The 25,239-nt window shown below is 72.2% G+C and carries 25 protein-coding genes; 13 read left to right on the forward strand and 12 right to left on the reverse strand.

What is annotated here, in order from left to right; translation table 11 throughout:
- Positions 1–527 precede the first annotated feature (527 nt).
- Together RH864_RS07360 and RH864_RS07365 are read left to right on the forward strand one after the other, a co-directional pair.
- The gene (locus RH864_RS07360) at positions 528–4,301 is read left to right on the forward strand and encodes a phosphodiester glycosidase family protein (RefSeq protein WP_310516882.1); all 3,774 of its coding nucleotides are present in this window, start codon (positions 528–530) and stop codon (positions 4,299–4,301) included.
- Between the two features lie 164 nt (positions 4,302–4,465).
- A complete protein-coding gene (locus RH864_RS07365) occupies positions 4,466–4,906 on the forward strand; it encodes a VOC family protein (protein ID WP_310516883.1) in 441 nt (146 codons plus the stop codon).
- Positions 4,907–4,936: 30 nt separating this feature from the next.
- Here the strand turns inward: RH864_RS07365 and RH864_RS07370 are convergent, their stop codons facing one another.
- Together RH864_RS07370 and RH864_RS07375 are read right to left on the reverse strand one after the other, a co-directional pair.
- Positions 4,937–7,018, reverse strand: a complete 2,082-nt coding sequence (locus tag RH864_RS07370) for a hypothetical protein (protein ID WP_310516884.1) — start codon at positions 7,016–7,018, stop codon at positions 4,937–4,939.
- Positions 7,015–10,356, reverse strand: coding sequence for an MMPL family transporter (locus RH864_RS07375; protein ID WP_310516885.1), 3,342 nt, complete (start codon positions 10,354–10,356; stop codon positions 7,015–7,017). Before RH864_RS07375 ends, RH864_RS07370 begins: the two co-directional genes overlap by 4 nt.
- Positions 10,357–10,505: 149 nt before the next feature.
- On the opposite strand from RH864_RS07375, the gene RH864_RS07380 reads away from it, so the two are divergent.
- The 3 genes from RH864_RS07380 (at position 10,506) to RH864_RS07390 (ending at position 12,298) form a co-directional block, all read left to right on the forward strand.
- Positions 10,506–10,949, forward strand: a complete 444-nt coding sequence (locus RH864_RS07380; RefSeq protein ID WP_310516886.1) for a hypothetical protein — start codon at positions 10,506–10,508, stop codon at positions 10,947–10,949.
- A 75-nt stretch (positions 10,950–11,024) separates the two neighbouring features.
- The gene (locus tag RH864_RS07385) at positions 11,025–11,816 is read left to right on the forward strand and encodes a siderophore-interacting protein (RefSeq protein ID WP_310516887.1); all 792 of its coding nucleotides are present in this window, start codon (positions 11,025–11,027) and stop codon (positions 11,814–11,816) included.
- A gap of 44 nt (positions 11,817–11,860) precedes the next feature.
- Positions 11,861–12,298 carry a hypothetical protein gene (locus RH864_RS07390; RefSeq protein WP_310516888.1) on the forward strand — a complete coding sequence of 146 codons (438 nt, stop codon included), beginning with the start codon at positions 11,861–11,863 and terminating at the stop codon, positions 12,296–12,298.
- 5 nt (positions 12,299–12,303) lie between these two features.
- Here RH864_RS07390 and sigJ read toward each other — a convergent pair whose 3' ends face one another.
- On the reverse strand, positions 12,304–13,233 hold the full coding sequence (gene sigJ, locus RH864_RS07395; protein ID WP_310516889.1) for an RNA polymerase sigma factor SigJ: 930 nt from the start codon (positions 13,231–13,233) through the stop codon (positions 12,304–12,306).
- Between the two features lie 88 nt (positions 13,234–13,321).
- Between sigJ and RH864_RS07400 the strand changes: the two genes are divergently transcribed.
- Positions 13,322–13,774 carry a hypothetical protein gene (locus RH864_RS07400; protein WP_310516890.1) on the forward strand — a complete coding sequence of 151 codons (453 nt, stop codon included), beginning with the start codon at positions 13,322–13,324 and terminating at the stop codon, positions 13,772–13,774.
- Complete coding sequence (locus RH864_RS07405; protein WP_310516891.1) at positions 13,771–14,529, forward strand: SDR family oxidoreductase; 759 nt, start codon at positions 13,771–13,773, stop codon at positions 14,527–14,529. Before RH864_RS07400 ends, RH864_RS07405 begins: the two co-directional genes overlap by 4 nt.
- On the opposite strand, the gene RH864_RS07410 is transcribed toward RH864_RS07405, so the two are convergent.
- Both RH864_RS07410 and RH864_RS07415 read right to left on the reverse strand, forming a co-directional pair.
- The gene (locus RH864_RS07410) at positions 14,513–15,421 is read right to left on the reverse strand and encodes a 3-methyladenine DNA glycosylase (RefSeq protein ID WP_310516892.1); all 909 of its coding nucleotides are present in this window, start codon (positions 15,419–15,421) and stop codon (positions 14,513–14,515) included. The two genes, RH864_RS07405 and RH864_RS07410, sit on opposite strands and share 17 nt — an antisense overlap.
- A gap of 44 nt (positions 15,422–15,465) precedes the next feature.
- Entirely contained in the window at positions 15,466–15,885 is a 420-nt protein-coding gene (locus RH864_RS07415) for a GNAT family N-acetyltransferase (protein ID WP_310516893.1), read from the reverse strand.
- A gap of 129 nt (positions 15,886–16,014) precedes the next feature.
- Between RH864_RS07415 and RH864_RS07420 the strand changes: the two genes are divergently transcribed.
- The gene (locus RH864_RS07420; RefSeq protein WP_310516894.1) at positions 16,015–16,224 is read left to right on the forward strand and encodes a hypothetical protein; all 210 of its coding nucleotides are present in this window, start codon (positions 16,015–16,017) and stop codon (positions 16,222–16,224) included.
- Positions 16,225–16,272: 48 nt separating this feature from the next.
- Here the strand turns inward: RH864_RS07420 and RH864_RS07425 are convergent, their stop codons facing one another.
- Both RH864_RS07425 and RH864_RS07430 read right to left on the reverse strand, forming a co-directional pair.
- Positions 16,273–16,563, reverse strand: coding sequence for a DUF4287 domain-containing protein (locus tag RH864_RS07425; protein ID WP_310516895.1), 291 nt, complete (start codon positions 16,561–16,563; stop codon positions 16,273–16,275).
- 36 nt (positions 16,564–16,599) lie between these two features.
- A complete protein-coding gene (locus RH864_RS07430) occupies positions 16,600–16,956 on the reverse strand; it encodes a cupin domain-containing protein (RefSeq protein ID WP_310516896.1) in 357 nt (118 codons plus the stop codon).
- 87 nt (positions 16,957–17,043) lie between these two features.
- On the opposite strand from RH864_RS07430, the gene RH864_RS07435 reads away from it, so the two are divergent.
- Positions 17,044–18,030, forward strand: a complete 987-nt coding sequence (locus RH864_RS07435; RefSeq protein ID WP_310516897.1) for an ArsR/SmtB family transcription factor — start codon at positions 17,044–17,046, stop codon at positions 18,028–18,030.
- A gap of 145 nt (positions 18,031–18,175) precedes the next feature.
- Here the strand turns inward: RH864_RS07435 and RH864_RS07440 are convergent, their stop codons facing one another.
- Complete coding sequence (locus tag RH864_RS07440; RefSeq protein ID WP_310517043.1) at positions 18,176–19,267, reverse strand: HNH endonuclease signature motif containing protein; 1,092 nt, start codon at positions 19,265–19,267, stop codon at positions 18,176–18,178.
- Positions 19,268–19,721: 454 nt separating this feature from the next.
- Here RH864_RS07440 and RH864_RS07445 point away from each other — a divergent pair, with 454 nt between their 5' ends.
- The 3 genes from RH864_RS07445 to RH864_RS07455 are packed head-to-tail and all read left to right on the forward strand — an operon-like array spanning position 19,722 to position 20,528.
- A complete protein-coding gene (locus RH864_RS07445; RefSeq protein ID WP_310516898.1) occupies positions 19,722–20,009 on the forward strand; it encodes a hypothetical protein in 288 nt (95 codons plus the stop codon).
- Positions 20,010–20,046: 37 nt separating this feature from the next.
- A complete protein-coding gene (locus RH864_RS07450) occupies positions 20,047–20,361 on the forward strand; it encodes a hypothetical protein (RefSeq protein WP_310516899.1) in 315 nt (104 codons plus the stop codon).
- A 2-nt stretch (positions 20,362–20,363) separates the two neighbouring features.
- Positions 20,364–20,528 (forward strand): hypothetical protein, encoded by a 165-nt coding sequence (locus RH864_RS07455; RefSeq protein ID WP_310516900.1) that lies wholly within the window; start codon positions 20,364–20,366, stop codon positions 20,526–20,528.
- On the opposite strand, the gene RH864_RS07460 is transcribed toward RH864_RS07455, so the two are convergent.
- Together RH864_RS07460 and RH864_RS07465 are read right to left on the reverse strand one after the other, a co-directional pair.
- Complete coding sequence (locus RH864_RS07460) at positions 20,500–21,522, reverse strand: 1-aminocyclopropane-1-carboxylate deaminase (protein WP_310516901.1); 1,023 nt, start codon at positions 21,520–21,522, stop codon at positions 20,500–20,502. The two genes, RH864_RS07455 and RH864_RS07460, sit on opposite strands and share 29 nt — an antisense overlap.
- 95 nt (positions 21,523–21,617) lie before the next feature.
- Positions 21,618–22,292, reverse strand: a complete 675-nt coding sequence (locus RH864_RS07465) for a GntR family transcriptional regulator (protein WP_310516902.1) — start codon at positions 22,290–22,292, stop codon at positions 21,618–21,620.
- A 178-nt stretch (positions 22,293–22,470) separates the two neighbouring features.
- Between RH864_RS07465 and RH864_RS07470 the strand changes: the two genes are divergently transcribed.
- The gene (locus RH864_RS07470; protein WP_310516903.1) at positions 22,471–23,994 is read left to right on the forward strand and encodes an ATP-dependent DNA ligase; all 1,524 of its coding nucleotides are present in this window, start codon (positions 22,471–22,473) and stop codon (positions 23,992–23,994) included.
- Positions 23,995–24,060: 66 nt separating this feature from the next.
- On the opposite strand, the gene RH864_RS07475 is transcribed toward RH864_RS07470, so the two are convergent.
- Positions 24,061–24,492 carry a DUF805 domain-containing protein gene (locus RH864_RS07475; protein ID WP_310516904.1) on the reverse strand — a complete coding sequence of 144 codons (432 nt, stop codon included), beginning with the start codon at positions 24,490–24,492 and terminating at the stop codon, positions 24,061–24,063.
- Between the two features lie 187 nt (positions 24,493–24,679).
- A complete protein-coding gene (locus RH864_RS07480) occupies positions 24,680–25,135 on the reverse strand; it encodes a DUF805 domain-containing protein (RefSeq protein ID WP_310516905.1) in 456 nt (151 codons plus the stop codon).
- Positions 25,136–25,239 lie beyond the last annotated feature (104 nt).

A 25,239-nucleotide genomic window follows, 5' to 3' on the forward strand; every position in this document is an offset into this window, starting at 1 on the left:
GGTGGATCTGCCTGCACGCGTCTGTCGAGCGGTCGTTCGTGGCGAGTGATTCGCGGGGATACCCGGCCATCTGCGCCCGCTCGGTTGCACTCGTGGTGGATCTGCCTGCACGCGTCTGTCGAGCGGTCGTTCGTGGCGAGTGATTCGCGGGGATACCCGGCCATCTGCGCCCGCTCGGTTGCACTCGTGGTGGATCTGCCTGCACGCGTCTGTCGAGCGGTCGCTCGTGGTGAGTGATTCGCGGGGATACCCGGCCATCTGCGCCCGCTCGGTTGCACTCGTGGTGGATCTGCCTGCACGCGTCTGTCGAGCGGTCGCTCGTGGTGAGTGATTCGCGGGGATACCCGCCATCTGCGCCCGCTCGGCGGTGGTGCAGCAGATCGCGGTGGGCGCGAGGCATCCTCGTGGTTTTGGCGTGTCGTTCACCTTCGGGACACGCGCGGGTCAGGTGCGGGTCGTCTCCGGGTCTCGCGGCCCGCCTAGCGTGCTGACGCCCCCGACCGATCACGCACGAAGGTTCTCCACGCATGCGCCTGCCCGAATCCACTCGCGAACGGGGCCGCCTCACGCGCGTCGCCGCGCTCGCCGTCGCCGCCGCGATCGCGACCGGCGGTCTCGCCACAGCCCCCGTCGCCCCGGCCCTCGCCGCGCCCGATACCCGCGGCCTCGACCTCACGGGCGGCGACTCGAGCCTGCTCACCGCCGACACCGAGACGCTCGCGCCGGGCCTCGAGCTCACCGACTTCCGCCGCCTGCAGCCCGCGGGCTGGGTCACCGGCCACGTCATGCGGGCCGACCTGTCGACGCCGACGCTCTCGCTCGATGTGCTCGACGGCGGCGCCGTCACGGGCGGCGCGACGCTGACCGACCAGATCGCGGGCACGGGCGCGGTCGCCGCGGTCAACGGCGACTACTTCGACATGAACGCCTCGGTGGCGCCCGTCGGCACGAACGTGTCGCCGACGGAGGGGCTGCGCACGGCGAGCGGCGGGCCGCGCCAGGCGTTCACCATCACCGACGGCGTGGCCGCGGTGCAGCAGCTGCTCGTGCAGGGCACCGTCACGATCGCCGGCGCGCCGACCCCGCTGGGCGGCGTGAACACGCCGGGCCTCTCGGCGAACGCGATTGGCTGGTACACGCCGGCGTGGGGCACGCACCCGCTCAGCCGCCCGCTCGGCGGGCCGGGCGCCCTCGCGAGCCAGGTCGCGATGGCGGTCGTGCAGGACGGCGTCGTGGTGTCGGTCACGAACGACCCCGCGGCGATCTCCGCCGACGCCGCGATCGCCGACGGCACGGGCGTGCTCATCGGCCGCGAAGCGGGCGCCGCGACGCTCGCGGCGCTGACCCCGGGCGCCGCCGTGGACGTGGTCGTCGGCACGAACGCCGACGTCGACCTCGCGGTCAGCGGCTCGCAGCGCATGATCATCGACGGCGTGCAGACCGACGAGGACCAGGTCGAGGCCGCGCGCACCGCGATCGGCGTCAACCGCGACGGCACCGAGATCACGGTCGTCTCGATCGACGGCCGCGCGACCGACAGCCGCGGCATGACCATCCAGGAGCTCGGCGACCTCATGCTCGACCTCGGCGTGCACAACGCCGTGAACCTCGACGGCGGCGGCTCGACCATGCTGGCCGCGCGTCGCGCGGGCACGACGGAGGCGCAGATCGCGAACCGTCCGTCGGACGGCTCCGAGCGCGTGGTCGCGAACAGCCTCGCCTTCTTCTCGAGTGCACCGGCGGCCACGGTGACGGATGTCTCGGTCGCACCCGCCTCGGACGCTGCGCACGCCGACCGGGTCTTCCCCCGCCTCGGCCGCACGATCGCGGGCACGGGCCTCGACGCGAACCTGACCGGCGTCGCCGTCGACGGCGAGTTCACCGCCGACGCGACGCTCGCCCTCGAACCGGTCGACGGGGCCACCGTACGCGCAGTGGGCGTGGCATCCGGTCGCGGCGGCGTGACGTTCACCGCCGACGGCAAGTCCGCGACGACCGAGCTGCGCGTGCTCGGCGACCTCGAGCGGATCCGCCCGAGCCGCACGGTCGTCGCGCTGCCCGAGCCGGGGCAGACCGCGCGGGTGTCGCTCGCGGGTCTCGACGCCGACGGCTTCGACGCACCTCTCGAGACGCAGGACGTGCAGTTCACGAGCGGTGCCGACGTGACGGTCGCGGCCGACGGCCGCGACGCGTTCCTGATCACGCCGAACACCGAGAGCGGCTCGGCCACGGTCACCTTCACGGCCGACGGCCGCAGCGTCGACGTGGCCGTGACGATCGGCTACCGCAGCCTGTCCGTCGCCGACTTCGCCGACGGCGCCTCGTGGGGTACGGCCGCCGATCGTGCGACCGGAACGACGACCCTCGCGACGGGCCCGAACGGCGAGCCGGCGCTCAGCCTGGCGTACGACTTCGCGTCGAGCACGGGCACGCGCGGCTACTACGCCGTCGCGCCCGAGATGGCGACCGCGGGCAGCCTCGGCCGCGAGCTCGAGGGGCAGCCGCAGGCGCTCACGCTGTGGATCAACGGCGACGCCAGCGGCGTGTGGCCGCGCATCCAGATGAAGAACGGGGCGGGCACGACGATCAACCTCGACGGCCCGAACGTGACCTGGACGGGGTGGCAGCAGGCGCGGTTCACGGTGCCGGCCGGAACCCCGTACCCGCTGCACCTGCAGCGCGTCCGCATGCTCGAGACGCGTTCGGCCGTGAGCTACCAGGGCCACGTCGAGATCGCGGGCCTCGAGTCGATCGTGGCGCCCGACGTCGACCAGCCGGTCGCGCCGGTCGTGCACGACCCGGTGATCGTGACGAACGGCACGGTCGACGCCCGCGCGCAGCGCATCGCCGTGATGAGCGACTCGCAGTTCGTCGCGCGGAGCCCCGAGAGCGACGCGGTGCAGGGCGCGCGGCAGACGCTGCGCGAGATCCTCGCGGCCGAGCCCGAGCTGCTCGTCATCAACGGCGACTTCGTCGACGAGGCGACGCCCGCCGATTACGAGCTCGCGCAGCGCATCCTCGACGAGGAGATCGGCGACGACCTGCCGTACGTGTACGTGCCGGGCAACCACGAGATCATGGGCGGCCCGATCGCGAACTTCGAGGACGCGTTCGGTGACACCACGACGGCGTCGACACTCGGCCGCACGAAGCTGGTCACGCTGAACACGGCGGCCGGGTCGCTCCGCGGGTCGGATGCTTCGCAGGTCGCGTTCCTCGAGGACGAGCTGGCGGATGCCGCCGGCGACTCGTCGGTCACCGGGGTGCTGGTGTTCGCGCACCACCCGATCGACGACCCGCAGCCCGCCAAGGCGAGCCAGCTCTCGGATCGCACGGAGGCCGCCGCCTTCGGCGACGCGCTCGCCGAGTTCCGTGCTGACACGGGCAAGTCGGTCGCGCTCGTGAACGCGCACGTGGGTGTGTTCCACGCGAGCTCGTTCGACGGCGTCTCGCAGCTCATCAACGGCAACTCGGGCAAGAGCCCGTCGGGCACGCCCGCGACGGGCGGCTTCACGGGCTGGACCATGCTCGGCGTGAACCCCGGTACCGGGGTGGTCGGCACCGACCCGGTCACCGTGCTCGACCGCACCCGCTGGATGCAGGCCGAGGTGCGCGCCCGTGTCGACGGCCTGGCGCTCGACGCGCCGACGATCCTCGAGGTCGGCGAGACGGTCCCGGTGTCGGCGACGATCACGCAGGACGGCGGCCGCGAGGTGCCCGTCGCATGGCCCATGAGCGCGAGCTGGGGCGGCGATGGCGTGACGGTCGACGACGGCGCGCGGGCGCGCCTCGAGCGGGCCGCCGCCAAGACCGACGTGCTCCGCCTCAACCCCGAGACCGGTGAGGTCACGGCCGTGGCCGCGGGCGAGGCATCCCTCGCGGTGACCGTGAACGGTGTGACCGAGACCGTCGAGGTGACCGTCGCCGCGGCGCCGGTCGACCCGACGGACCCGACGGACCCGACGGAACCGACGGATCCGACGGATCCCACGGACCCGACGGAACCGACGGATCCCACGGACCCGACGGACCCGACGGACCCCGGCACCGGCGGCCCCACCGATCCGGGCACCGGCGGTCCGACCGACCCGGGCATGCAGCCTGGCACCGGCACGGGCAGCGATCCCGTGGGTGCCGGCGACGCGGACGTCTCCGGCGACCTCGCGGACACGGGCTTCGACAACGGATGGCTCGTGTGGGTCGCCGTGGGCCTCGTCGTCGCGGGCGGCGTGGTCGCCACGATCGTCCTGATCCGCCGCCGCAGGCAGGACCGGGCGGGCACGGGACCCGAGGCGCCGTAGCGCAGTAGCGCAATAGCGCAGTAGCGCAGTTTCCCGAACGGGCGCGGATGGCGGGTGCGAATCGATCGGACCCACCATCCGCGCCCGTTCGCGGAACGTGCGGGAACATGAGCGGCTCTTGCAGACGCGTGGTCGGTGTGGGTGGGGTGCGGCAGGCTGCACGCATGGCTCAGCACACGCACGCTATCCCGCTCACGATCGACTATGTCGAGATCTCGGTCACGGACCTGGCCGCGGCGCGCGACTTCTACGCGGCCGCGTTCGGTTGGACGTTCACGGACTACGGCCCCGGGTACTCGGGAATCCGCACCGCGGCCGAGGCGGCGAGCGAGGCCGACGAGGCCGGCGGTCTCCTGCTCACCGACCGCGTAACGCCGGGCGGGCCGCTCGTGCTGCTCTTCAGCGACGACCTCCATGCGACCCTTGAGGCCGTGACGGCTGCAGGCGGCACGGTCGTCAAGGGTCCGTATGAGTTCCCGGGCGGGCGCCGGTTCCACTTCCACGACCCGAGCGGCAATGAGCTCGGCGTCTGGGGCACCACCACGGTCACCGAGGACTTCCTGGCAGATCGTGACCAGGGCGAGCAGGAGCGTGCCGCGCTGTGAGCACCTGATCACGACCGGCGGACGAGCGTGTCAGCTCCGCGCGCGGAGCGCGCGCGGCGAGACGCGCCGCCGTGCGGCGACCCCGGCGAACACGAGCAGCGCGCCCGCGACGGCGGCCAGCACGAGCCCGAGCAGGGCCACGGCAGGGCTCTGGCCGAGCCCGGACACCGCGCCGAGCAGCAGGTCGCGGGCGGCGGCGGTCGGCAGCGCACCCGCGAGCCCGGCGACGGCGGCGGGCACGGTCGAGGACAGCCCGGCAGCCAGCGCCACGACGCCCGCGAGCACCGCGACGAGCCGACCGACGCCGCCGAACGCGGCCGCGAGCCCCTCATTCACGACCGCGAACACCGCGCCGATGAGCACGCACACGGCCACCGTCGCGATGCCCTGTGCCGGGGTCGCCGTGAGCGCGACGAGCACCGCGATCGACACGACCGCGCCCTGCGCCGCGCCGACCGCGGCCATCGGCCACAGCGCCCGCCCCGCGATCGCGAGCGACGACGCCGAGGTCATGAGCTCCCGCCGCGGCACCGCACGCCGCGCGAGCGCGGCCGCGAGCCCGCCGATCCACAGCGCGAGCACCGCGAACAGCGGCACCGAGGACAGCCCGGGCGCGATCACCGTCTGGTCGGCGCGCACGGGGTCGGCGACCACGTTCGAGAGGGTCGCGACGTCGGCGTCCGTGTAGACCGGGATCTGTTGGACCGCGGTCGCGAGCCCCGCAGCCAGCTGCGCGGCGCCCGTGTCGAGCTGCGCCGCACCGGCCGCGAGGCTCTGCGCGCCGGCATCGAGCGAGGCCGCGCCGCTCGCCGAGGCATCCGCCCCGCTCGCGATCGCGGTCGCGCCGCTCGCGGACCCGTCGACGCCGCCGACCAGCGCGGGCATCGCCTGCGCGAGCGCGTCGGCGCCCGACGCGACCTGCCCGGCGCCGCCCGCGAGTGCCGCGACACCCGCGTCCGCGCTCTGCAGGCGGCCGAGCGCCGCGGTCGCGTCGCCGCATACGGTGCCCGGCCCGGGCAGCGCGCAGATGCGCGCGACGACCGCGGCGAACTGGGCGGTCGCCCCGGTGAGCGCGGTCGATCCGGCCGAGAGGGCGGATGCCACGCCCGTCGCGCCCTGCGCGAGCGCCGCCGTCTCGCCGGGCAGCGGCTGTACGGCGGCGTCGAGCTGCGCGAGGCCCGACGCGAGCTCGGCTGCGCCCGCGTCGAGCGACGCGAGCCCCGCGCTGAGCTGGTCGGCGCCGCCGACGAGCTGGGCGGCGCCCGTCGAGAGCTGGTCGGCCCCCGACGCGAGCGAGGATGCCCCGGCGCTCGCCTGCCCGATCTGCTCGTTGATCGTCGTGAACCCCTCGTACACCTGCACGAGGTACTGCGCGATGAGCTGCCGATTCAGCGCGGACGTCGCAGCCGTCGTGACGGCCTGCGTGAGCGCGGGGTCGAGGAACGCCGACGACGGCGTCGTGGCCACCTCGATCGTCGCGGGTCGAGCGTCGGCGGGCGGCCCGCCGATCGAGGTCGCGGCCGCCGAGAACGACGCCGGGATCGTCACCACCGCGGCGTACCGGCCAGAGGCGAGGCCGGTCTCGGCCTCGTCGGCGTTCGTCAGGGTCCAGGTGAAGTTGTCGGTGTCGCCGTCGGGGTCGGGCGCGGGCGCGGGCGACGGTGACGCTGACGGCGCGGAGGTATCGGTCGCCGGCGCACCCTCGGCGGCTGCCGTGTCATCACCAGTCGCACCCGAGCTCGCCGCCGAGCCGGCTCCGTCACCCGCGCCGTCAGTGTCGGTGTCGGTGTCGGTGTCGGTGTCGGTGTCGGTGTCGGGGTCAGGTGAGGCCGATGCGGCCGACGCCGCATTCGTCGCGGTCTCGCCGCTCGGCCCCGCGATCAGCCCGGCCGCGAACTGCCGGCCCAGCGGAATCGTCTGATCGCCCACCGTCACCGGCTCGTCCTCGTTCACGATCGCCGCGGTCACCCGGTCGAGCTGCTGCGTCGGCGCACCGAGCGACGCGATCAGCAGACCGCCGACGAGCAGCGGCAGCGCGACGAGCCCGACGATCGACGCCGGCCCGAGCCGCTCCGCGCCGGCACCCGCCGAGAACCCGCCCGACCGGGTCATGCGCTTGGCCCCGTCGGCGTGATGGTCGGCCCCTGCCCGGCCTCCGAGTGGCGGCCCGCGCGACGAGCAGCGCGCTCCGCCTCGGGCGTCGGCGTGCCGTCGGGACCGACGGGCTCGTCGAGCGCACCCTCGCCGTCCAGCTCCGGCGTCGCGGTACGCACGGGCGTGTCGACTGGCTTCGGGGTTCCGCCTGGCGTCGGGGCGTCGCCTGGTTCGGGCGCTTCGCCCAGCGCAGCCGCGTGATCACCCGCCGGCGGCACATCGGGCGCCGAATCGTGGTCCCGTCCCGGTTCGGGTTCGGGCTCGGCCCGCAGGTCGGGGTCGCGTTCGAGTTCGACGTCCGGGAGCGGCTCGGCCTCCGCAGCGAGATCCCGTGGCGCTGTGCCGAACGCGTGCGGCTCGGACTCGAGATGCTCGGGCTCGAGTTCCACCCGATGCACCCTCATGCCCGCGGGAATCAACGCCGCGGCCACGTCCGCGGCCGCGCTCGACACGACGAGCGTCAGCGGCGGATGCCCGTCGTGACGGCTGCGGCGCGAAGCATCCGACAGCGCCGTCCGCACCTCGTCAAGCGACGCTTCATCGCCGAGCAGGTCGACGCCGTCGAGCATGACGATCTCGGGTCGCGAGTGGAGCGCGGTGTGCAGCCTCGCGCGGGGGTCGCCATCGGCATCGGGTGCGAGGTCGACGTACGCCGACCGGCGGCGCACGGTCGCGCCGCGCGGCGGCACCGCGAGTCCCGCGAGCTTCACCCGGCCTGCGGTGACGGGCACGCGTCCGCCGAGCGCGAGCAGCACCGCCGTGCGCTCGACCGCGGACCCGCCCGAGACCACGAGCACCTCGCCGGCCGGCACCATCGCGTCGAAGACTGCGACCTCGGGCGCCGCACCGACCCGGGCACGTTCGGCGGCGATCGCGAACACCGACGCAGCCGCGCCCGTTCCCGTGCCGACCCCGAGGTCTGCATCGCCATTCACACCCGCGCTCGCCGCTGCGCGGACACCCACGCGTGCACCCGCACCCGCGCCCGCGGCGAGCTCCCCGCCGTCCCCGGCCGGCCACTCCGCGAGCGCGAGCTCCGCCGCAAGCCCCTCGCCCTCGACGTCGAACCTCGGCAGCACCCGGTCGAGCGCGCGTGGCATCCACCACGCGTGCGTGCCGAACAGCACGAGCACCGCGGGGATGAGCGACATCCGCACCAGGAACGCGTCGATCGCGACGCCGACCGCGAGCCCGAACGCGATCGGCTGGATCGACGCATCGCCCTCGGGCACGAACGCGACGAACACCGCGAACATGATGATCGCGGCCGCGGTGACCACACGCGCGGAGGCGACGAAGCCGTTCCGCACGGCGCCTGCGGCGCCCACCTCGCCCCCGTGGTGCACGAACTCCTCGCGCATCCGCGTCACGAGGAACACCTCGTAGTCCATCGCGAGCCCGAACAGCACGCCCATCAGGATGATCGGCATGAAGCTGATCACGGTGCCGACGTCCGCGACGTTCAGCGCGTCGGCGAACACCCCGTCGACGAACACGAGACTCGTGAGCCCGAACGCGGCCCCGATCGAGAGCGCGTACCCGAGCGCGGCGGTCACGGGCACGACGATCGAGCGGAACACCATCGCGAGCAGCACGAGCGACAGCCCAACCACGAGCACGCCGAACGGCAGCAGCGCGCCCGCGAGCCGGTCCGAGATGTCGATGCCCGCCGCGGTGTAGCCCGTGACCGAGAGGTCGACGCCGTACTCGGCCTCGAGCGTGTCGTGCATCGACCGGATCTCGCCGACGAGCTCCTTGGTCGCCTCCGAGTCGGGCCCGCCGTCGGGGATCACCTGGACGACGCCGGTGTCGCCGGTCTCGTTGGGCGTCGCGAGGGGCACGGATGCCACGCCGGGCACCGCCGCGAGCTCCGTGGCGAGGTCGTCCATGAGCCCGACGGGGTCCGTGCTCTGGATGATCTGCCCGGTGACGAGCAGGGGCCCGTTGAACCCCGGGCCGAAGTGCTCGGAGACGAGGTCGTACGTCACGCGGCCGGGGGCGGCCTCGTCGAGCGACCCGGCGTCGGGGAGCGCGAGCCGCAGTCCCGCGGCGGGCACGGCCGCGAGCACGAGCAGCCCGACGATGCCGATCATGGTGACGATCGGCCAGCGCGTCACGCCGCGCACCCAGCCGGTGAAGAACCGCGAGGGCGGCGGCGACGGTACCGGCGCCGTGTCGGTTCCACCCGACGCATCCGTCTCGCCCGAGGCATCCGGCCGGCCCGCCCGATTCGCCACGGCAGCGGGCCGGAACCTTCGCGGCACGACCCGCCATCTCGCGAACCCCAGCAGCGCCGGAGTGAGCGTGACCGACACCGCGACCGCGACCGCGACCGCGAACGCGGCCGCGACGCCCATGGTCGTGAGGAACGGGATGCCCGCGACGGTCAGCCCCACGAGCGCGATGATCACGGTCGTCGCGGCGAACACCACCGCCGACCCCGACGTCGCGACGGCGCGCGCGGCGGATTCCTCGGGCGGCACACCGGCCTTCACCTGGTCTTGATGCCTCGAGATGATGAACAGCGCGTAGTCGATGCCGACCGCGAGCCCGAGCATGAGCGCGAGCAGCGGCGTCGTGGACGTCACGGTCACGAACCGGGTCGCGGCGAGCACGACCGCGAGCGAGACGCCGACGCCGAGCAGCGCGGTGACGAGCGGCATGCCGGCGGCCACCAGGGAGCGGAACGTCAGCACGAGCACGAGCAACGCGACCGCGATGCCGATGAGCTCGGTGATGCTGATGCCCGTCGCGGTCTGCGAGAAGAGCTGCCCGCCGACCGAGACCTCGGAACCGGCGGGCAGCGCGGCCTCGAGTTCCGCTCCGGCCTGCTGCAGCGCCGCGGAGGTGTCGTCCGTCACCGACGAGGTGCCGACCGTGAGCTGGATCGGCACGAGCGCGGCCCGGCCGTCGGGGCTGAGGTTCGCGCTGCCCGGCTCGGCGTACGGCGAGGAGACCTGCGCGACCTGGGGGATCGCGGCCAGCTCGGTGATCGTCTGCTCGACCGCGGCCTCGAAGGCCGGGTCGGTCGCGCCGGTGCCCTCGGTTGCGCCGGTGTCGTCGGGTGCGACGGCGATGAGCTGGGCGGATGCTCCGCTCAGCTGCGGGAACGTGCGCGCGAGCGCGTCGAGCGCGTCCTGCGACTCCGTGCCGGGGATGCGGTACGTGTTGTCGGTGCCCGTGCCGATCGCGGCGGCGCCCGCGACGAGCATCGCGAGCACGGCGACCCAGAGCCCGAGCACCAGCCAGCGAGCCTGGAACGCCCATCGGCCCAGCGAGTAGAGCACCGAGGACATGCTCGACCCCCTTCGGGCAGCCGCCGCTCACCACGTCGTCTCCGGCGCAGGACTGTCCCTCAGGCTAGGACCGCGCTGCGACCGTTCGCAAGTAATCCTCAGATTCATGGATCCTTCACGAAGGGGTGGAATACTGATACTCTCCCGGCATGCGAAAGATCATGATGGGAACGTGCCTGACCTTCGGCCTGCTCGCCATGGCCGTGCCGACTGCCGCGACCGCGGCGCCTGAAGCGCCGACGTTTGAAGCTCCGGCGGCTTCGACCGATTCGTACGACTCGTATACCGAGAAGGTCTTCCGCGAGCTCGTCGAATGGACCCCTTTTGCGTGGTCGGGGAAATGCAGAGACGGCTACTGGCTCGACCGGCGGGTGGGAACCGACGGCCGGGGCGTCGGGCACGGTTTCGAGGTCAGCAGCGATGCTCCCCACTCCCTGGTCTCCGTCCTCGAGTACCCCTGGCGGCGAGTGAAAGACGGCCCGTACGTCCAGGGCTCGGGTGGGGACGCGGTCAATATCGTCCCGGTGCTGGGTGAGTGGATCGACATCAAGATGACCTGCACGAACGATCCCGCGTTCGCCTGGGTCGACTGATCGCGCTTGCGGCCACGGCGCGGCGCGGTCTAAGGTAAGGCTCACCTAACCCGAGCTGAACGCGAGGAGCCTGCCGTGGCCTCGAGCAACATCACCGTCACGCATGCCGAGACCGGCGTGGTCACCGCCGAGGTCGTCGACGCGCAGCGGATCTCGCCGCACTTCGTCCGGCTCACGGTCGCAGGCCCCGAGCTCGCGAACTGGCGCGACCTCGGGTTCGACCAGTGGTTCCGGCTCGCGGTGCCGACCTCCGAGGCGACGAGGTTCGACAACCTCGCCGACACGTTCGACACCGCCGGCTATCTGAGGTATCTCACGCTGCCGCGCGCGACGCGGCCGGTGATCCGCAACTACACGGTCCGGGCGTTCCGCGCCGAGCTGCGCGAGCTCGACATCGACTTCGTGGTGCACGGCGACGAGGGCGTCGCGGGGCCGTGGGCGGGCGGGCTCCCGGTCGGGGCATCCGTCGGGCTCATCGACCAGGGCTGCGGCTACGCGCACGCCGAGGCCGACCACACCCTCCTCGTCGGCGACGAGAGCGCGCTGCCCGCGGTCGTCGGCATCCTGCGCGACCTGCCGCGCGATGCGCGGGGCCATGCGATCGTCGAGATCGCGGACCTCGACGATCGGCAAGAGGTCGACGGCCCCGACGGTGTCGAGGTGCACTGGGTCGTGCGCGAGCCGGGCCGCCGCATCGGCGAGGCCGCGTTGCAGCACCTGATCGACCTGCCGCCCCTGGACGGCACCGTCTCGGCGTTCGCCGCGGGCGAGTCGAAGCTCGCGACCGGCGCCCGCCGTCACCTCGTCAACGAGCGCGGCGTGCCGAAGGCGAGCGTCACCTTCTGCGGCTATTGGCGCGCCCGCTGAGGGGCGATGTGGCCCGGATTGTGAAATACTGATATGCTCACGCTATGCGCACGAGTGTCCTCAAGATCGGGCTCACCTTCGGCCTCGCCGCCGCCGCGGCGACCGCAACGACCAGCGCGGCCGCCGCGCCTGACGACCCCATCCCGGCGACGGCAGACGCCTACGACACGTACTCGGAGGAGATCTTCCGGAGCTTCATCGGCCGGGTGGACGGCGAGCAGTGGTCGGGCATGTGCAAGCGTGGCTATTGGCTCGACAGCCGAGAAGGGTCGCCCGGCCTCTCGGTCGGGAAGGGGTTCATCGTCCAGATGCAGGCGGCGGTACCGGTCGTCGTGCTGGAGCATCCCCTGAAACGCCTGTTCGCCGGTGGATACGTCGCGGGTTCAGGAGGCGATGCCACCAACCTCGACCCGTTCTACACCCGATTCGTCAGCATCACCATGGTGTGCACCAACGATCCCGCGTACGCCTGGGCCGGCTGAGCTCGTCAGCCCGGTTCCGGCGCCCGCCACGCTCGCAGTTTGTCGGGATTCAGCACGATCCAGATGCGATCGATGCGCGCGTGGCCGGGGCGGCCATCGGCTGAGCTCGTCCCGAGCTGCAACACCCCTTCGACGCCGCCGTCGGGGTTCACCACCACGAACCCCGTTCGCCCGTTCACCGCACGCTCCTCGATCGAGACATCCGGTCGCTTGGCGAGGATGCCGAGCAGGAACCGCGCCACGTTGTCGGCCCCGTCGATCGGGCGCCGCGCGGCGTTGACCTTGCCGCCGCCGTCGCTCGTCGAGACGACCCCGGGGTCGAGCACCGCGATGAGCGCCTCGAGGTCGCCGGCCTCGCACGCGGCCCGGAAGGCCGTGACGAGACGGTCGTGGTCGGCGGCCGAGGCCGGCCGGGTGCGCGCGGCGCGCAGGTGCCGCCTCGCCGACGTGGCGAGCTGGCGGGTCGCGGCGGGCGAACGCTCGACGATCTCGGCGATCTCGGGAAACGGCAGCGCGAACACCTCGTGCAGCACGAACACGACCCGCTCCGCGGGCGTGAGTGCCTCGAGCACGACGAGCAGCGCCATGCTCACCGAGTCGTCGAGGGCGATCCGGTCGAGCGGGTCGACCGCGATCGCGGCGCCGGGCGCCACATCGGTCGGCACCGGCTCGGGCAGCCACGGGCCGACGTAGCGCTCTGTGCGGACCCGCGCCGAGTCGAGCACGTTCAGGCAGAGACGCGACGCGGTCGTCGTCAGCCACGCCGCGGGCCGCTCGATCGCGGCGCGCGCGTCCGGGTCGAGCTGGTACCAGCGTACGAACGTCTGCTGCACGACGTCTTCCGCGTCGTTCCACGAGCCGAGCATGCGGAACGCGAGGTTCATGAGGCGCCGTCGCTCGCCGAGCAGTTCGGAGAGCTCGGGGTCGGTCGGCACGCACTCATCCTCGCATCGCCGGACCCTGCGTCGTCGCCGATTCCGACCGGCGCCTCACACTTCGGTCGGCTGCCCGGTCCTACCTGATGTGAACACACTGTGGAGACGACTGTTCCTGTGGCTGCTGGCCGCGTTGGGCGTGTTCGTGGGCGGCTGGGCGCTGTTCGCGCCCCACGCGTTCTACGAATCGTTCCCGTTCCCGCCGATCTTCGGGTCGTGGGTCTCGGGCGACGGCCCGTTCAACGAGCACCTGGTCCGCGACGTCGGGTCGCTCTATCTCGCGCTCGCGGCCGCGAGCGTGGTCGCGGCGCTCATGCGCCGGGCGGATGCCTCGATCGCGGTCGGCGTCGCCTGGCTGGTGTTCTCCGTGCCGCACCTGGTCTACCATCTGGGGCATCTCGACCATCTGGCCCCGATCGACGCGATCGGCCAGCCGATCTCGCTCGCGGTGTCGCTCGTGCTCGCGATCCCGCTGTGCATCCCGACGCGGCGTGAGGCCGCGAACCCGGTCACTGTGCAACGAGAGGAACCCGCACGATGAAGATCGCCGTCGCAGGAGGAACCGGCGCCGTCGGGCGCCACGTCGTCGAGCGGGTGCGCGAGCTCGGTCACGAAGCCGTCGTGCTGACCCGCTCGGCCGGGGTCGACCTGGTCACAGGAACCGGTCTCGCGGGCGCGCTCGACGGGGTCGATGCGGTCATCGACGTCGCCTCGGTGCAGACGCAGTCGGCCGCGAAGTCGCGCGAGTTCTTCGGCGCCGTGACCCGGAACCTGCTGGCTGCGGAGGCAGCGGCGGGCGTGCGCCACCACGTCGCGCTGTCGATCGTGGGCACTGACCTTGCGCCCGAGGGGTACTACGCGGGCAAGCAGCTGCAGGAGCAGCTCGTCGAGCAGGGCGCCGTGCCGTGGACGATCCTGCGGGCGACGCAGTTCTTCGATTTCCCCGCGCAGATCCTCAGCCAGACGACGTTCGGCCCGATCGCGCTCGTGCCCAAGACGCGGTCCCAGCCGATCGCGGCGCGTGAGGTCGCGGTACGGCTCGTGGACCTGGCGACGGATGCCCCGGCCGGTCGCGCGCGCGACCTCGCGGGCCCTCGTGAGGAGCGCATGGCCGACCTCGCGCGCCGGCTGCTCGCGGCCTCGGGGAAGCGCACGCGCGTGCTCGAGTTCCCGTTGCCTGGCGTGTTCGGCCGCGCGCTGCGGAACGGCACCCTGCTGCCGGCGCCGGGCGCGGCCGACCTCGGCACGCAGACGTTCGACGAATGGCTCGCTGAGGAGGTCAGGCCGCGGGCGTAGCGTGCGGGGCGGCGCCGGCGCCGGCGCCGGTGCGGGCGCCGGTGCCGAACGCCGCCGCGAGCACCTTTCGCCGCAGTTCGTTCGCCCGCTCGGCGAACCCGCGCTGCCGTCTGACGTATTGCGCCTTGCCCTCGGCCGTCTCGATGCGCACGGGCTCGCCGCCCCAGGGCGCCATGTCGTACGGCGAGGCCTGCATGTCGAGGTACCGGATGTCGCGCGCGAGCTCGAACGCGTCGAGCAGCAGCTCGCCGGGCACGAGCGGGCCGAGTTTCACGGCCCATTTGTAGACGTCCATATTGGCGTGCAGGCAGCCGGGCTGCTCGAGGTCGGGCTGCGTCTCGCGCGTGGGCGCGAACCGGTTGCGGGGTGTCGCATCGGGCGTGAAGAACCGGTACGCGTCGATGTGCGTGCAGCGCAGCTCGTGCGCGTCGACGACCTCGTCGGTGGCACCCTGGCCGAGGCGCAGCGGCACGGGGTGGCGGTGCTCGCGCTGGCGGTACACCATCGCCCACTCGTGCAGCCCGAAGCATCCGAACGCCCCCGGCCGGGAGACCGTGGACCGCAGGATGCGCTCGACCGCCGTCAGCAGCGGCGCCTTCTCGCGCCGCATCGCGGCGGCGTCGACGATGAGCGACCCGGGTGTCGCGCCGGGGGTGTACCAGCGCCATGAGCTGCGAGTCTCGCCGGAGGCATCCGCCAGCTCGACGCCCGCGCCCGGATGCCAGCGCCGCAGCAGGCTCGGCGAGTACGCGTAGTAGGTGAACAGGAAGTCCTCGATCGGATGCGTCTCGCGGCGCGCGGTGCGCGCGCGATGCCCGGCGGTGAGCGCGTCGGCGCGCGCGGTATGCGCGCCTTCGCGTTCGCGCCAGTCGGCCGCGGCGAGGATGGTCACGCCGTCGATCGTAAGCGACGCTGACGGCGCGGCGTCCTGCTCGCTCAGGAGGCGCCGAGCACCATCCACCGCTCAGGCGTGTCGATGGCCGTGAAGCCGAACCGCTCGTACAGCCCGTGCGCGTCGCCCGTGACCAGCACGATGCGGCGCACGCCGAGCGCCCGGATCTCGGTCACCACCTGCTCGACGAGCGCGACGCCGACGCCTTCGCCGCGCACGGCCGGGTCGACGTACACGTCGCACAGCCAGGCGAACGTCACGCCGTCGGTCACGACGCGCGCGTAGGCGACCTGGTCGCCGGATGCCTCGTCGTAGCCGCCGAAGTTGCGCGACCCGTCGATCGCGGCGTCCTGGATCTCTCGGGCACGGCCGATCGCCCAGTACGCGTCGGTGCTCAGCCACCGGTGGACCAGCTCGCGGTCGAGCTCGGCGGAGTCGGAGGAGTACCGGTACGTGCGGGGCATGCGACCATCTTGCCAAGGGCGCTCGTCGTCGAGCCGCGGGTGCCGCGATATCCGGGATCTCCGTCGTGCGGTGGACGCGGAAGCGGGGCCGGGCCGCCTAGCGTGGCGGACATGGCTGAGGGTCGAGGCATGGACCAGAACACCGCGTGGGGCGCCGGGATCGCGATCGGCGTCGCGTTGGGGCTGGCGCTCGGGCTCGCCCTGGACAACCTCGGGGTCGGGCTGGCGCTCGGCGCCGGCCTGGGTATCGCATTCGCGGCGGCGTTCGCCGAAGACGCGAAGCGCAAACGGCGCGGCGACGCCGGTCGCGATGGCGGTGACGGCGAGGCGCGCGAATGACGCCGCCCCATCGGCCGACGGCGGATGAGCCTCGGACCTGAGGGGTCGCTACGCGCTCGGCTTGGTCGCCTGCCCGTCGAGCCAGAGCCGGTCGGAGGCGTCGCTGTGGGTGCCGCCCGTGCCCACGTGTTTGGCCGAGATCTGATCGCCCTTGGTGATGACGTGGACGAGGGCCATCGCGTGCCCCTGACCGAGGCCGTAGTCCTCCTTGAGCCACGCCACGATCGGCGTGGCCTTCGTGGTCGCGTCGAATCCGCGCTCGCGGGCGAGCTCGATGAACTGGCGCGGCGTGAGGCCGGTCTTGGTCTCGATGTTGTCGAGGTAGGCCTGGAATGACATGGCTGGGGGTGCTCCTGTCCGGTGTGCGGGTGCAGCTCAGAGCTCGTCGGCGAACTCTTGAATGATCATGTCGGATGCGTGGATGCAGAGGATGCGCAGACGCTCCGCGCCGGTGGCCTTGAACGCGTGCCAGACGCCGGTGCCGACAGTCGCGGTGTCACCCGCGGACCCGATCACCTCCGCTTCGCCGATCGTGAACGTCGCCTCGCCCTCGAGCACGACCCAGGTCTCGGAGTAGGGGTGACGGTGCAGGGCTGGCCCTTCACCGGGCGCCGCATCGACGTAGAAGTACGAGATGTCGGCACCGTGGTCGCGGCCCTGGAAGCGCCGGCTCCGGCCTGAGCCGAGGCGGATCGATTCGGGGGCCACGATGGGGTTGGCGGCGGACGGCATGAGCCTGGTCCTTTCCTCGTGAGCGGGGCGGATGCCTCGTCTGCGAACAGCCTCGGCGATGGAGCATCCGCTCGATACCCTTTCGATGTGGATCGAAACTACGTCGATTTCCGGCTCGCGCCCGACGATATCTCAGCGATCCGGTTCGGCGTCTCGCCGGGACATGAGCTGTGCCACGCGGTGCGCGTGGTGCTGCGGCCGCCGGAGCATCCGTTGCAATGGGGGTGGCTGCGAAGCGTGCGCGACCGGGTGCCGGGCGCGTCGTTCGATCTGCTCGCGCTGCTGATCGGCGCTGACGGGTACTTCCCGGATTTCTTCACGACGACGCCGAGCTGGGACGTGACCCCCGAAGACGAGGCTGAGCGGCTCAGGCAGGTGCCCGCCGAGCTCATGCGGGTCGATCTCGGCAAGATGATCGTCCGGTCGACGGGTGAGCGCCGGGCGGCGATCGTGCGGATGCGTGCGCAGCCCGAACGCGCCCGCGAGCTCATCGCCGATGCCTGGCTCGAGGTCTGGTCGGCGCTGCTCGCGCCGGTGTGGGGGCAGCTGGAGCGGGTGCTGCGCGCCGACATCGCGGTGCGCGCTCGCCGGATCGCCACGGAGGGCGTCGCGCAGATGCTGGGTGCGCTGAACACGTCCGTCGAATGGCACGGCGACACCGTGCGGGTCGCGATGCGAACGCACCGCGAGGTGCTCGACTGCCGGGGCAGCGGACTCGTGCTCGTGCCCTCGGTCATGGCGGCCCGATGCGCGGTGCTGACCGAGCCGCCCGCGCAGCCGACGCTGTTCTACCCCGCCCAGGGCGTGACGGAGACGTGGGCGCGTGACTCCGCGGAGTCTGCAGACGCTCTCGCGGCACTCGTGGGTCCCGCACGCGCGGCGATCCTGCTCGCCGGGCATGAGACCAGGACGACCTCGCAGGTCGCCGCCGACGGCGGTCTCGCCGCGTCGACGGCATCGCACCACCTCAGCGTTCTCCGGAACGCCGGGCTCATGCAGAGCACACGCGACGGCGCCCGTGTGCTGCACAGCCGCACCCCGCTCGGCGAGGCGATCGTCGGCGGCGCTATCTGAAGGTGCCCGCGAACGGCGCGGAGCGTCCGGCGGCGCCGGTGAGCGCAGGGCGGTGCCGGCGCAGAGCAGACCGGTGTCGCTGAGCGCAGGACGGTGCGGATCAGAACGGTGCGGGTCAGAACGGTGCGGGTCAGAACGGTGCGGGTCAGAACGGAGGTCGTCCCGTCGGAGCCGCTGAATCTGGAGCGCGAGGTGGTGAGACCATCGTGAGTCCGCTCTCTGGAGCGGTGCGGTAGCGGGCCCCGGTCAGCGAGGTCCACTCGAGCACGCCCTCGTGCAGGTGCCGGAGTGACCAGCCCGTGTCATGTTTCAGATGGTGATGGGCGGCACACAGGTGGGCAAGGTTGTCGTGCGAGGTGGCGCCGCCCTCGCCGGCCCAGCCTTCGGAGTGATCGAGATCACATCGGATCGCTGCACGGCTGCACCCCGGAAACCGGCAGGTCCCGTCACGAACCTGTAGCCACCGGCGGAGATCTGCGGGCACTCGATAGCTCGTACGATCGACATCGAGCACGGCGGACGTGACCGGATGGGTCAGCAATCGGGTGAACGAGGCTGCCTCGCCGGCCAGAGCTCGAGCCGTGTCGGCGTCGATCGGGCCGTACCCGTCGAGGAGGCCAGGCTCGTCGGTTCGGCCGAGCAGCGTCATCACCGGCACGGTCACATGCACGGTCGGGCGGATGCCGGTCAGGGAGGCGACGGTCTGTTCGGCGCTGACCGTCTCGGAAACGTGGTGTTCGGCACTCTCTTCAGCGGCCGAGTGGTGCGCCGAGCTGTGATGCCGCGTCTCGTCTCGCTCCCGCCGGCGGCGCTCAGGTGCGTCGCGTGGCGGTCCGGGAGGTATCGCATGCAGCAGGAGATCGCGGGCGAGGTCGGCCCGGAGCTGATCGAGATGCCGTTCGGCGGCGAGCTCGCGTCGCACCTCGTCGTGCCGAGCGAGCGGTTCGCGGGTCGTCTGGCCGATCACACCGGCGCCGGTGCTCGGGGCGCTCGGCTCCGCGCGACGAGCGCGGTCAGCAGCCTGGCAGAGTCGGTTCTTGATCAGCAGGGCATCGGCCGCCGGCAGCAGCAGGTGCAACCAGGCCATGCCGTCGTGAGCGGGCTGCAGCTCGACTCGGCGTTCGGCACGCGCTTTCTGATGCCGCGCGGCGATCGTGTCGGCCTGGACGCTCTCCACGAGCCTGCGCGCTGCGCGTCGGAGTCGGGCCGGGTTGTCAGTGCGGGCGAGCTCGGCCAGCCGGTCGTCGAGGGCGGCGACCGCGTCGGGCTAGTCGGCGAGCGGCGGGTGCGCCGCTGAATCGGGCGGCAACGAGATCGTGGGCGTTCGATGCGGCGAACTCCAGCACTCGGAACACGTGCTCGAGTCGCGCGGCGTCGTGCCGACCGACTGCGCGCTGGTGTGCCACCGCGCTGTCGACGAGTTCGGCGAGGCCGCCTCGCTGAGCCGACCGCGCCTCGCCGCTCGTGCACTCAGCGCCCGGAGGTCGCGCTGCCGGGAGATCGGAAGAAGACATACTTCCAAGATAGCAATATTTTCGAATACAGCTTCGATCCATCCGACATCTGTGGAGAACTCGAATCGCCAGCATCGCGCCGGTACCCCGATCTCCGTCGGGCGACGGAGGCGAGTCCACCGCCTGGCTCGTACCGTGAAGAAGACAGCGAACGTGACCGTACCGGAGAGGTGTGACATGCAGAGCAGGTGGTCCGCAGCGATCCTCGGTGACCGGGAGGATCCGCGCCGTCGCCTCGCTGCGATCTTCGGCGGCGAGGTGCCGGTCGGCGGGCAGCCGCCAGTGCCTGCGCTGGCGTGGGCCGAGCGGCTGATCGGAGACGCCGGAAGTGTCGGTGTCGGGCGCGGTGACGGCGTCGATGTCGGTGACGAGATGCGGGCGATCCGGCGCTTGAGACAGGCCGAGCCGCGGCTCACGCTCAAGGCGGCCGCGTTCCTCGCCCGGCATGCGCTCCGATCCCGCTGAGTTGGCGCGTCGGCCGGAATTCGCAGCCAGACGGCGCGTGCTCGGCCGAGCGCTCGCGGCCGCGAGCCTGACGGCACCCGCCGTGTTCATCGTGCTCAGCTTCCTGCGCTGGTCGATGGCGATGCCCGACGAGCTCGCATTCCACTGGGATTTCCGGGGTCGCGTCGACGGGACGATTCCAGCCGACGCGCTGCTCGGACTGGCGCTCGGAGGCGCGTGCGCGGGCCTCGCGGCCGGTCTCGTCTCGCTGCTGGTGCCGCGGCTCGAAGCGAAGGACCGACGAGCGTATCTCCTCGTGGCCGGAGCCTCGCGGGCCTCGGCGCGGCTGCGTGGGCCGTATCGGCGGGTCTGACCGTGGCGGCCGGGTCGCCGGCCGAAGCCGACCTCGACGGCTGGGTCGTGCTCTACGCCGTCGGTCTCGCCTACGGCCTGATCCCGGCGGCCTTCATCACGATCGCTGATCGCAGCGCGGCCGAGCGTGTCCCCGGGGTCAGTGGTACCGCCCACTGTACGCGTTGATCGCGGGCTGCCCGCCGAGGTGCGCGTAGAGCACATTCGAGTCCTTCGAGATCTCGCCGCTCGACACGAGGTCGATCAGCCCGGCCATGGACTTCCCCTCGTAGACCGGATCGAGGATGACGCCCTCGAGGCGCCCGGTGAGCCGCATCGCCTCATCGGTCGACTCGACGGGGATGCCGTACTCGTCACCGGCCCAGCCTTCGAGCACGTTCACCTCGTCGTCGCGGAGCGGACGGCCCACGCCGATCAGCTCGGCGGTGTTGCGCGCGATGCGCCCGACCTGCTCGCGGGTCTCATCGATCTTCGCCGACGCGTCGATGCCGATCACGCGGCGCGGCCGCCCGCCGAAGTTCGCCTCGAGGTCGGCGAAGCCCGCGATCATTCCACCGTGCGTCGACCCGGTCACGGCGCACACGACGATCGTGTCGAAGAACACGCCGAGCTCGCGCTCCTGCGCGGCGACCTCGTGCGCCCAGTTCGCGAAGCCGAGTCCGCCGAGCCGGTGATCCGAGGCGCCGGCGGGGATCGCGTACGGCGTGCCGCCGGCCGCCTCGACGTCGGCGATCGCCTGCCGCCACGACTCCTTGAACCCGATGCCGAACCCCGCAGGCGAAAGGCGCACATCGGCCCCCATGAGCCGTGAGAGCAGGATGTTTCCGACCCGGTCGTTCACGGCGTCGGGCCAGTTCACCCAGTGCTCCTGCACGAGGACGGCCTTCATGCCGAGGTGCGCCGCGACCGCGGCGACCTGCCGCGTGTGATTGGACTGCACGCCCCCGATCGAGACGAGCGTGTCGGCACCCTGGGCGAGCGCCTCGGGCACCAGGTACTCGAGCTTGCGGATCTTGTTGCCGCCGTAGGCGAGCCCGCTCGAGACGTCTTCGCGTTTCATCCACACGCGCGCGCCGCCGAGGTGGGCGCTGAGCCGGTCGACCGGGTGGATCGGGCTCGGCCCGAACGTGAGCTGATGGCGCGGGAAGTCGGCGATGGGCATGAGCGTGGCTCCTTCTGGTCGGTCCGTGTCTGGTGGGGCGGATGTCTCGGGCGGGTGCCCGGGTGCGGATGTCTCGGGCGGAGGTCTCGGGCGCGCTATCCCGTCCCCGCCGGGGCGTCGTCGAGATCGAGCAGGCGGCCGAGCGTGGACCAGTTCTCGCGTGCCGCGAGTGCGGCCTCCTCGACCTGGCCGGCCGCGCATCGCGCGATGATGCGGTCGTGGTCGGCGACCGAGCCGCGTCCCGCGAGCGAACCGAATCGGGCGCGCTCGAGCCGGCGGAGTTGCGGGGTCACCTGTTCGAGCAGGCCGGGCAGCAGCGGGTTCGCGCTCGCGCGGACGGCCACCCCGTGGAAGTCGTCGTCTGCGGCGATGGCCGCGTCGACGTCACCGGCTCGGAGCGCCGCCGAGAACGCGTCGTTGGCCGCGCGCATGGCGTCCAGGTCCGCCTCCGTGAGCTGCGGCACGGCCTCGCGCACGGCGAGCTCGTGCAGCGAGGCGGCGATGCGCTGCGCCGCGAGCGCCGCGCGCGTGTCGAGCGGCGCGACCACGGTCTGCTTCGCGCGCTGCGTGCGGACGAGTCCCGCGAGCTCGAGGCGGGCGATCGCCTCTCGGATCGGGGTCCGGCTCACGCCGAGCCACGATTCGAGCTCGGGGTCGCGCAGCCGCTCGCCGGGGGCGAGCTCACCGCTCACGATGGCATCGCGGAGCTCGGTGTAGGCGTAGTCGCGCAGCGAGCTCGGGCGCCCGGGCCGCGGGGTGGTCAACGGCATGGGTGCCTCGTCGAGTTCAGCGACATGCAAAATATTGCACGTTACTGCCGCCGAAATGTCAAGGCATTCGCGCGCCGACCTGTCAGCGCGTCCGGTCGGAGCGCCCGAGATCGATCGCCTGGTCGGGGCGCTCGCGCAAGCCCTCTCGCATGTCGGTGGCCGCTGCCAGACTGGCCGGGTGCTGCTCGATGAGCTCGTGGGGGTCGCAGAGGCCGTCGCGTCGACGAGATCGCGTCTCGCGAAGGTCGACGCGCTCGCCGGGCTGCTCCGGGCGCTCGCACCCGACGAGCTCGCCCCCGCGATCGGATTCCTCCTCGGCAAGCCTCGCCAGGGCCGGGTGGGCGTCGGCTGGCGCGGGTGGTCGAACGCGTCGGCCGAGCCGGCCGAGGTGCCGAGTCTGACGATCGCCGACGTCGACGACTTCCTCGACCGGCTGACGACGCTGTCCGGCTCGGGTTCGGCCGCGCTGCGCACCATCGCCATGCGCGACCTCACCGCGCGGGCCACGCCGCGCGAGCACGACTTCCTCGGCCGCATGCTGCTCGGCGAGATGCGCACCGGCGCGCTCGAGGGCGTCCTGATCGACGCGATCGCGCGAGCCGCCGACCGTCCGGGTGCCACCGTCCGGCGCGCGGCGATGCTCTCCGGCGACCTCGGCGAGACCGCGCGCGTCGCGCTGGCGGGCGAGCCGGGCGAGCTCGAGGCCGTCGGCCTCGTGGTGGGCCGCCCGGTGCTGCCGATGCTCGCCGCCTCGGCAGCCACGGCGGCCGAGGCGGTCGCGACCACCGGCGAGGCATCCGTCGAATACAAGCTCGATGGCGCGCGCATCCAGGTGCACCGTGCCGGCGACGACATCCGGGTCTTCACGCGCAACCTCGCCGACATCACGCACCGCCTGCCCGAGGTGGTCGACGTGGTCCGTGCGATGCCCGCGAACGATCTGATCCTCGACGGCGAGACGCTCGCGCTCGACGAGAACGACACGCCGCGGCCGTTCCAGGACACGATGTCGCGGTTCGGGGCCGACGCCGCCCGCGAAGCGGTGCTGCATCCGTGGTTCTTCGACGTGCTGCACGCCGACGGCCGCGACCTCATCGACGAGCCGCTCGCGGTCCGGCGCGACATCCTCGAGACCATCGCGCCCGAGCACCGCATCCCGGGCGTCATCACCGCCGACCCCGGTGAGGCCGAGCGCGTCTCGCGCGAGGCGCTCGAGGCCGGTCACGAGGGCGTGGTCGTGAAGGCGGTCGACTCGACCTACGCCGCGGGGCGTCGGGGGTCGAGCTGGGTCAAGGTGAAGCCCGTGCACACCTACGACCTCGTCGTGCTCGCCGCCGAGTGGGGGTACGGGCGGCGCACCGGGTGGCTCTCCAACCTGCACCTCGGCGCCTACGACCCCGTCGGCGAGTTCGGCGAACCGGGTGGGTTCGTCATGGTCGGCAAGACGTTCAAAGGGCTCACCGACGCGCTGCTCACCTGGCAGACCGGGTACTTCCAGGAGATCGAGACGGGCCGTACGGCCGCCGCCGTGCAGGTCGCACCGGTCACGGTCGTCGAGATCGCGATCGACGGCGTGCAGCGTTCCAGCCGATACCCGGGCGGCATCGCCCTGCGCTTCGCTCGCGTCAAGCGGTACCGCGACGACAAGCAGCCGGCCGAGGCCGACACCATCCAGTCGCTGCGCGAACTGCTGCGCGGCTGACGTCACGCGCGAAAGATGGGGCCGGCTCCGAAGAGCCGGCCCCATCCGAGTCGGTCGCTGACCGCGTCAGCGGTCGAAACGCGCGCCGGCGGGGTCCGACGGCAGCGCGAGCATGATGAGCACGATGATGCCGCCGACGAGCGGGATGAACACCAGGAAATAGAACGGGCCACCCTTGTTCGTGTCGTGGAAGCGGCGCCACACGATCGCGAGCCACGGCACGATCGTCGCGAGGAACCACACGATGCTGAGCACGAGGCCGATCGCGTAGGTCGGCCCGTAGACGCCGTTCTCGTCGGGGATGATGCCGGTCGACATGATGCCCGAGATCACCGCGTTCACGAGGAACACGACGAGCGCGGCCCACCAGAACTCGCTGCGGCTCGCGCGGCCGGTGAAGGTGGCGTACTTCTTGAAGAACCGCGAGATCGCCTGGCCGAAGCTCGCGCCGTAGAGCGGCTGCGACAGCGGGGCTGACTGGGTGTAGGTGTCGGTCATGTGGGCTCCTTCGTAGGGTCGTGGGACGAGCCAGGCGGGCATGAGGGGGAGCGCACGGCGCCAGAGGTCTCGCCCGGTACGTCCCCCCGGACGTCGACCAGCGATGCACAGCGTATCCGTGTCCGAGTATCCGCTTTGAGTTTCAGGCTGCTCGGCGTGTCGGGTCGACGTGCGTCACCGACCTGAGTCAGCGGTCGAAACGCGCGCCCGCGGGGTCGGAGGGGAGCAGGAAGAGCACGAGCAGGATGATCGGGCCGGCGATCGGGATGAGCCCGAGGAACCAGAACGGCCCGGGCTTGTTGGAGTCGTGCAGTCGGCGCCACGCGAGCGCGAGCCACGGCACGACCGTCGCGAGGAACCACAGACCGCTCAGGCTGGTGCTGATCCAGTTGTCCGAATTGAACGCGAAGCTGCCGGTCGCCGGGTTGATGGACACGGCGCCACCGCCGAACGCCGAGACGATCGAGATCGCGACGCTCACGATCACGTTCATCAGGAACCACCACCAGAACTCGCTCCGGCTCGCGCGGCCCGAGAAGGTCGCGTACTTCTTGAAGAATCGGGCGATGGCCTGCCCGAACGACGCGCCGTAGAGCGGCTGCGACAGGTCGTCGGTCTGGGCGTAGGCGTTCGGCGCGGTCATGTGGACTCCTTCAGTGGGATGAGCTGCTCGGGCGGGGTCCCCCGACCCTCCGCTGCACTGCGCGGTGCAGGGCGCTGCACAGCGTAGCGGTCACTGGTGTCCGC

This window comes from Agromyces aerolatus (assembly GCF_031432255.1).
Classification (GTDB): domain Bacteria; phylum Actinomycetota; class Actinomycetes; order Actinomycetales; family Microbacteriaceae; genus Agromyces.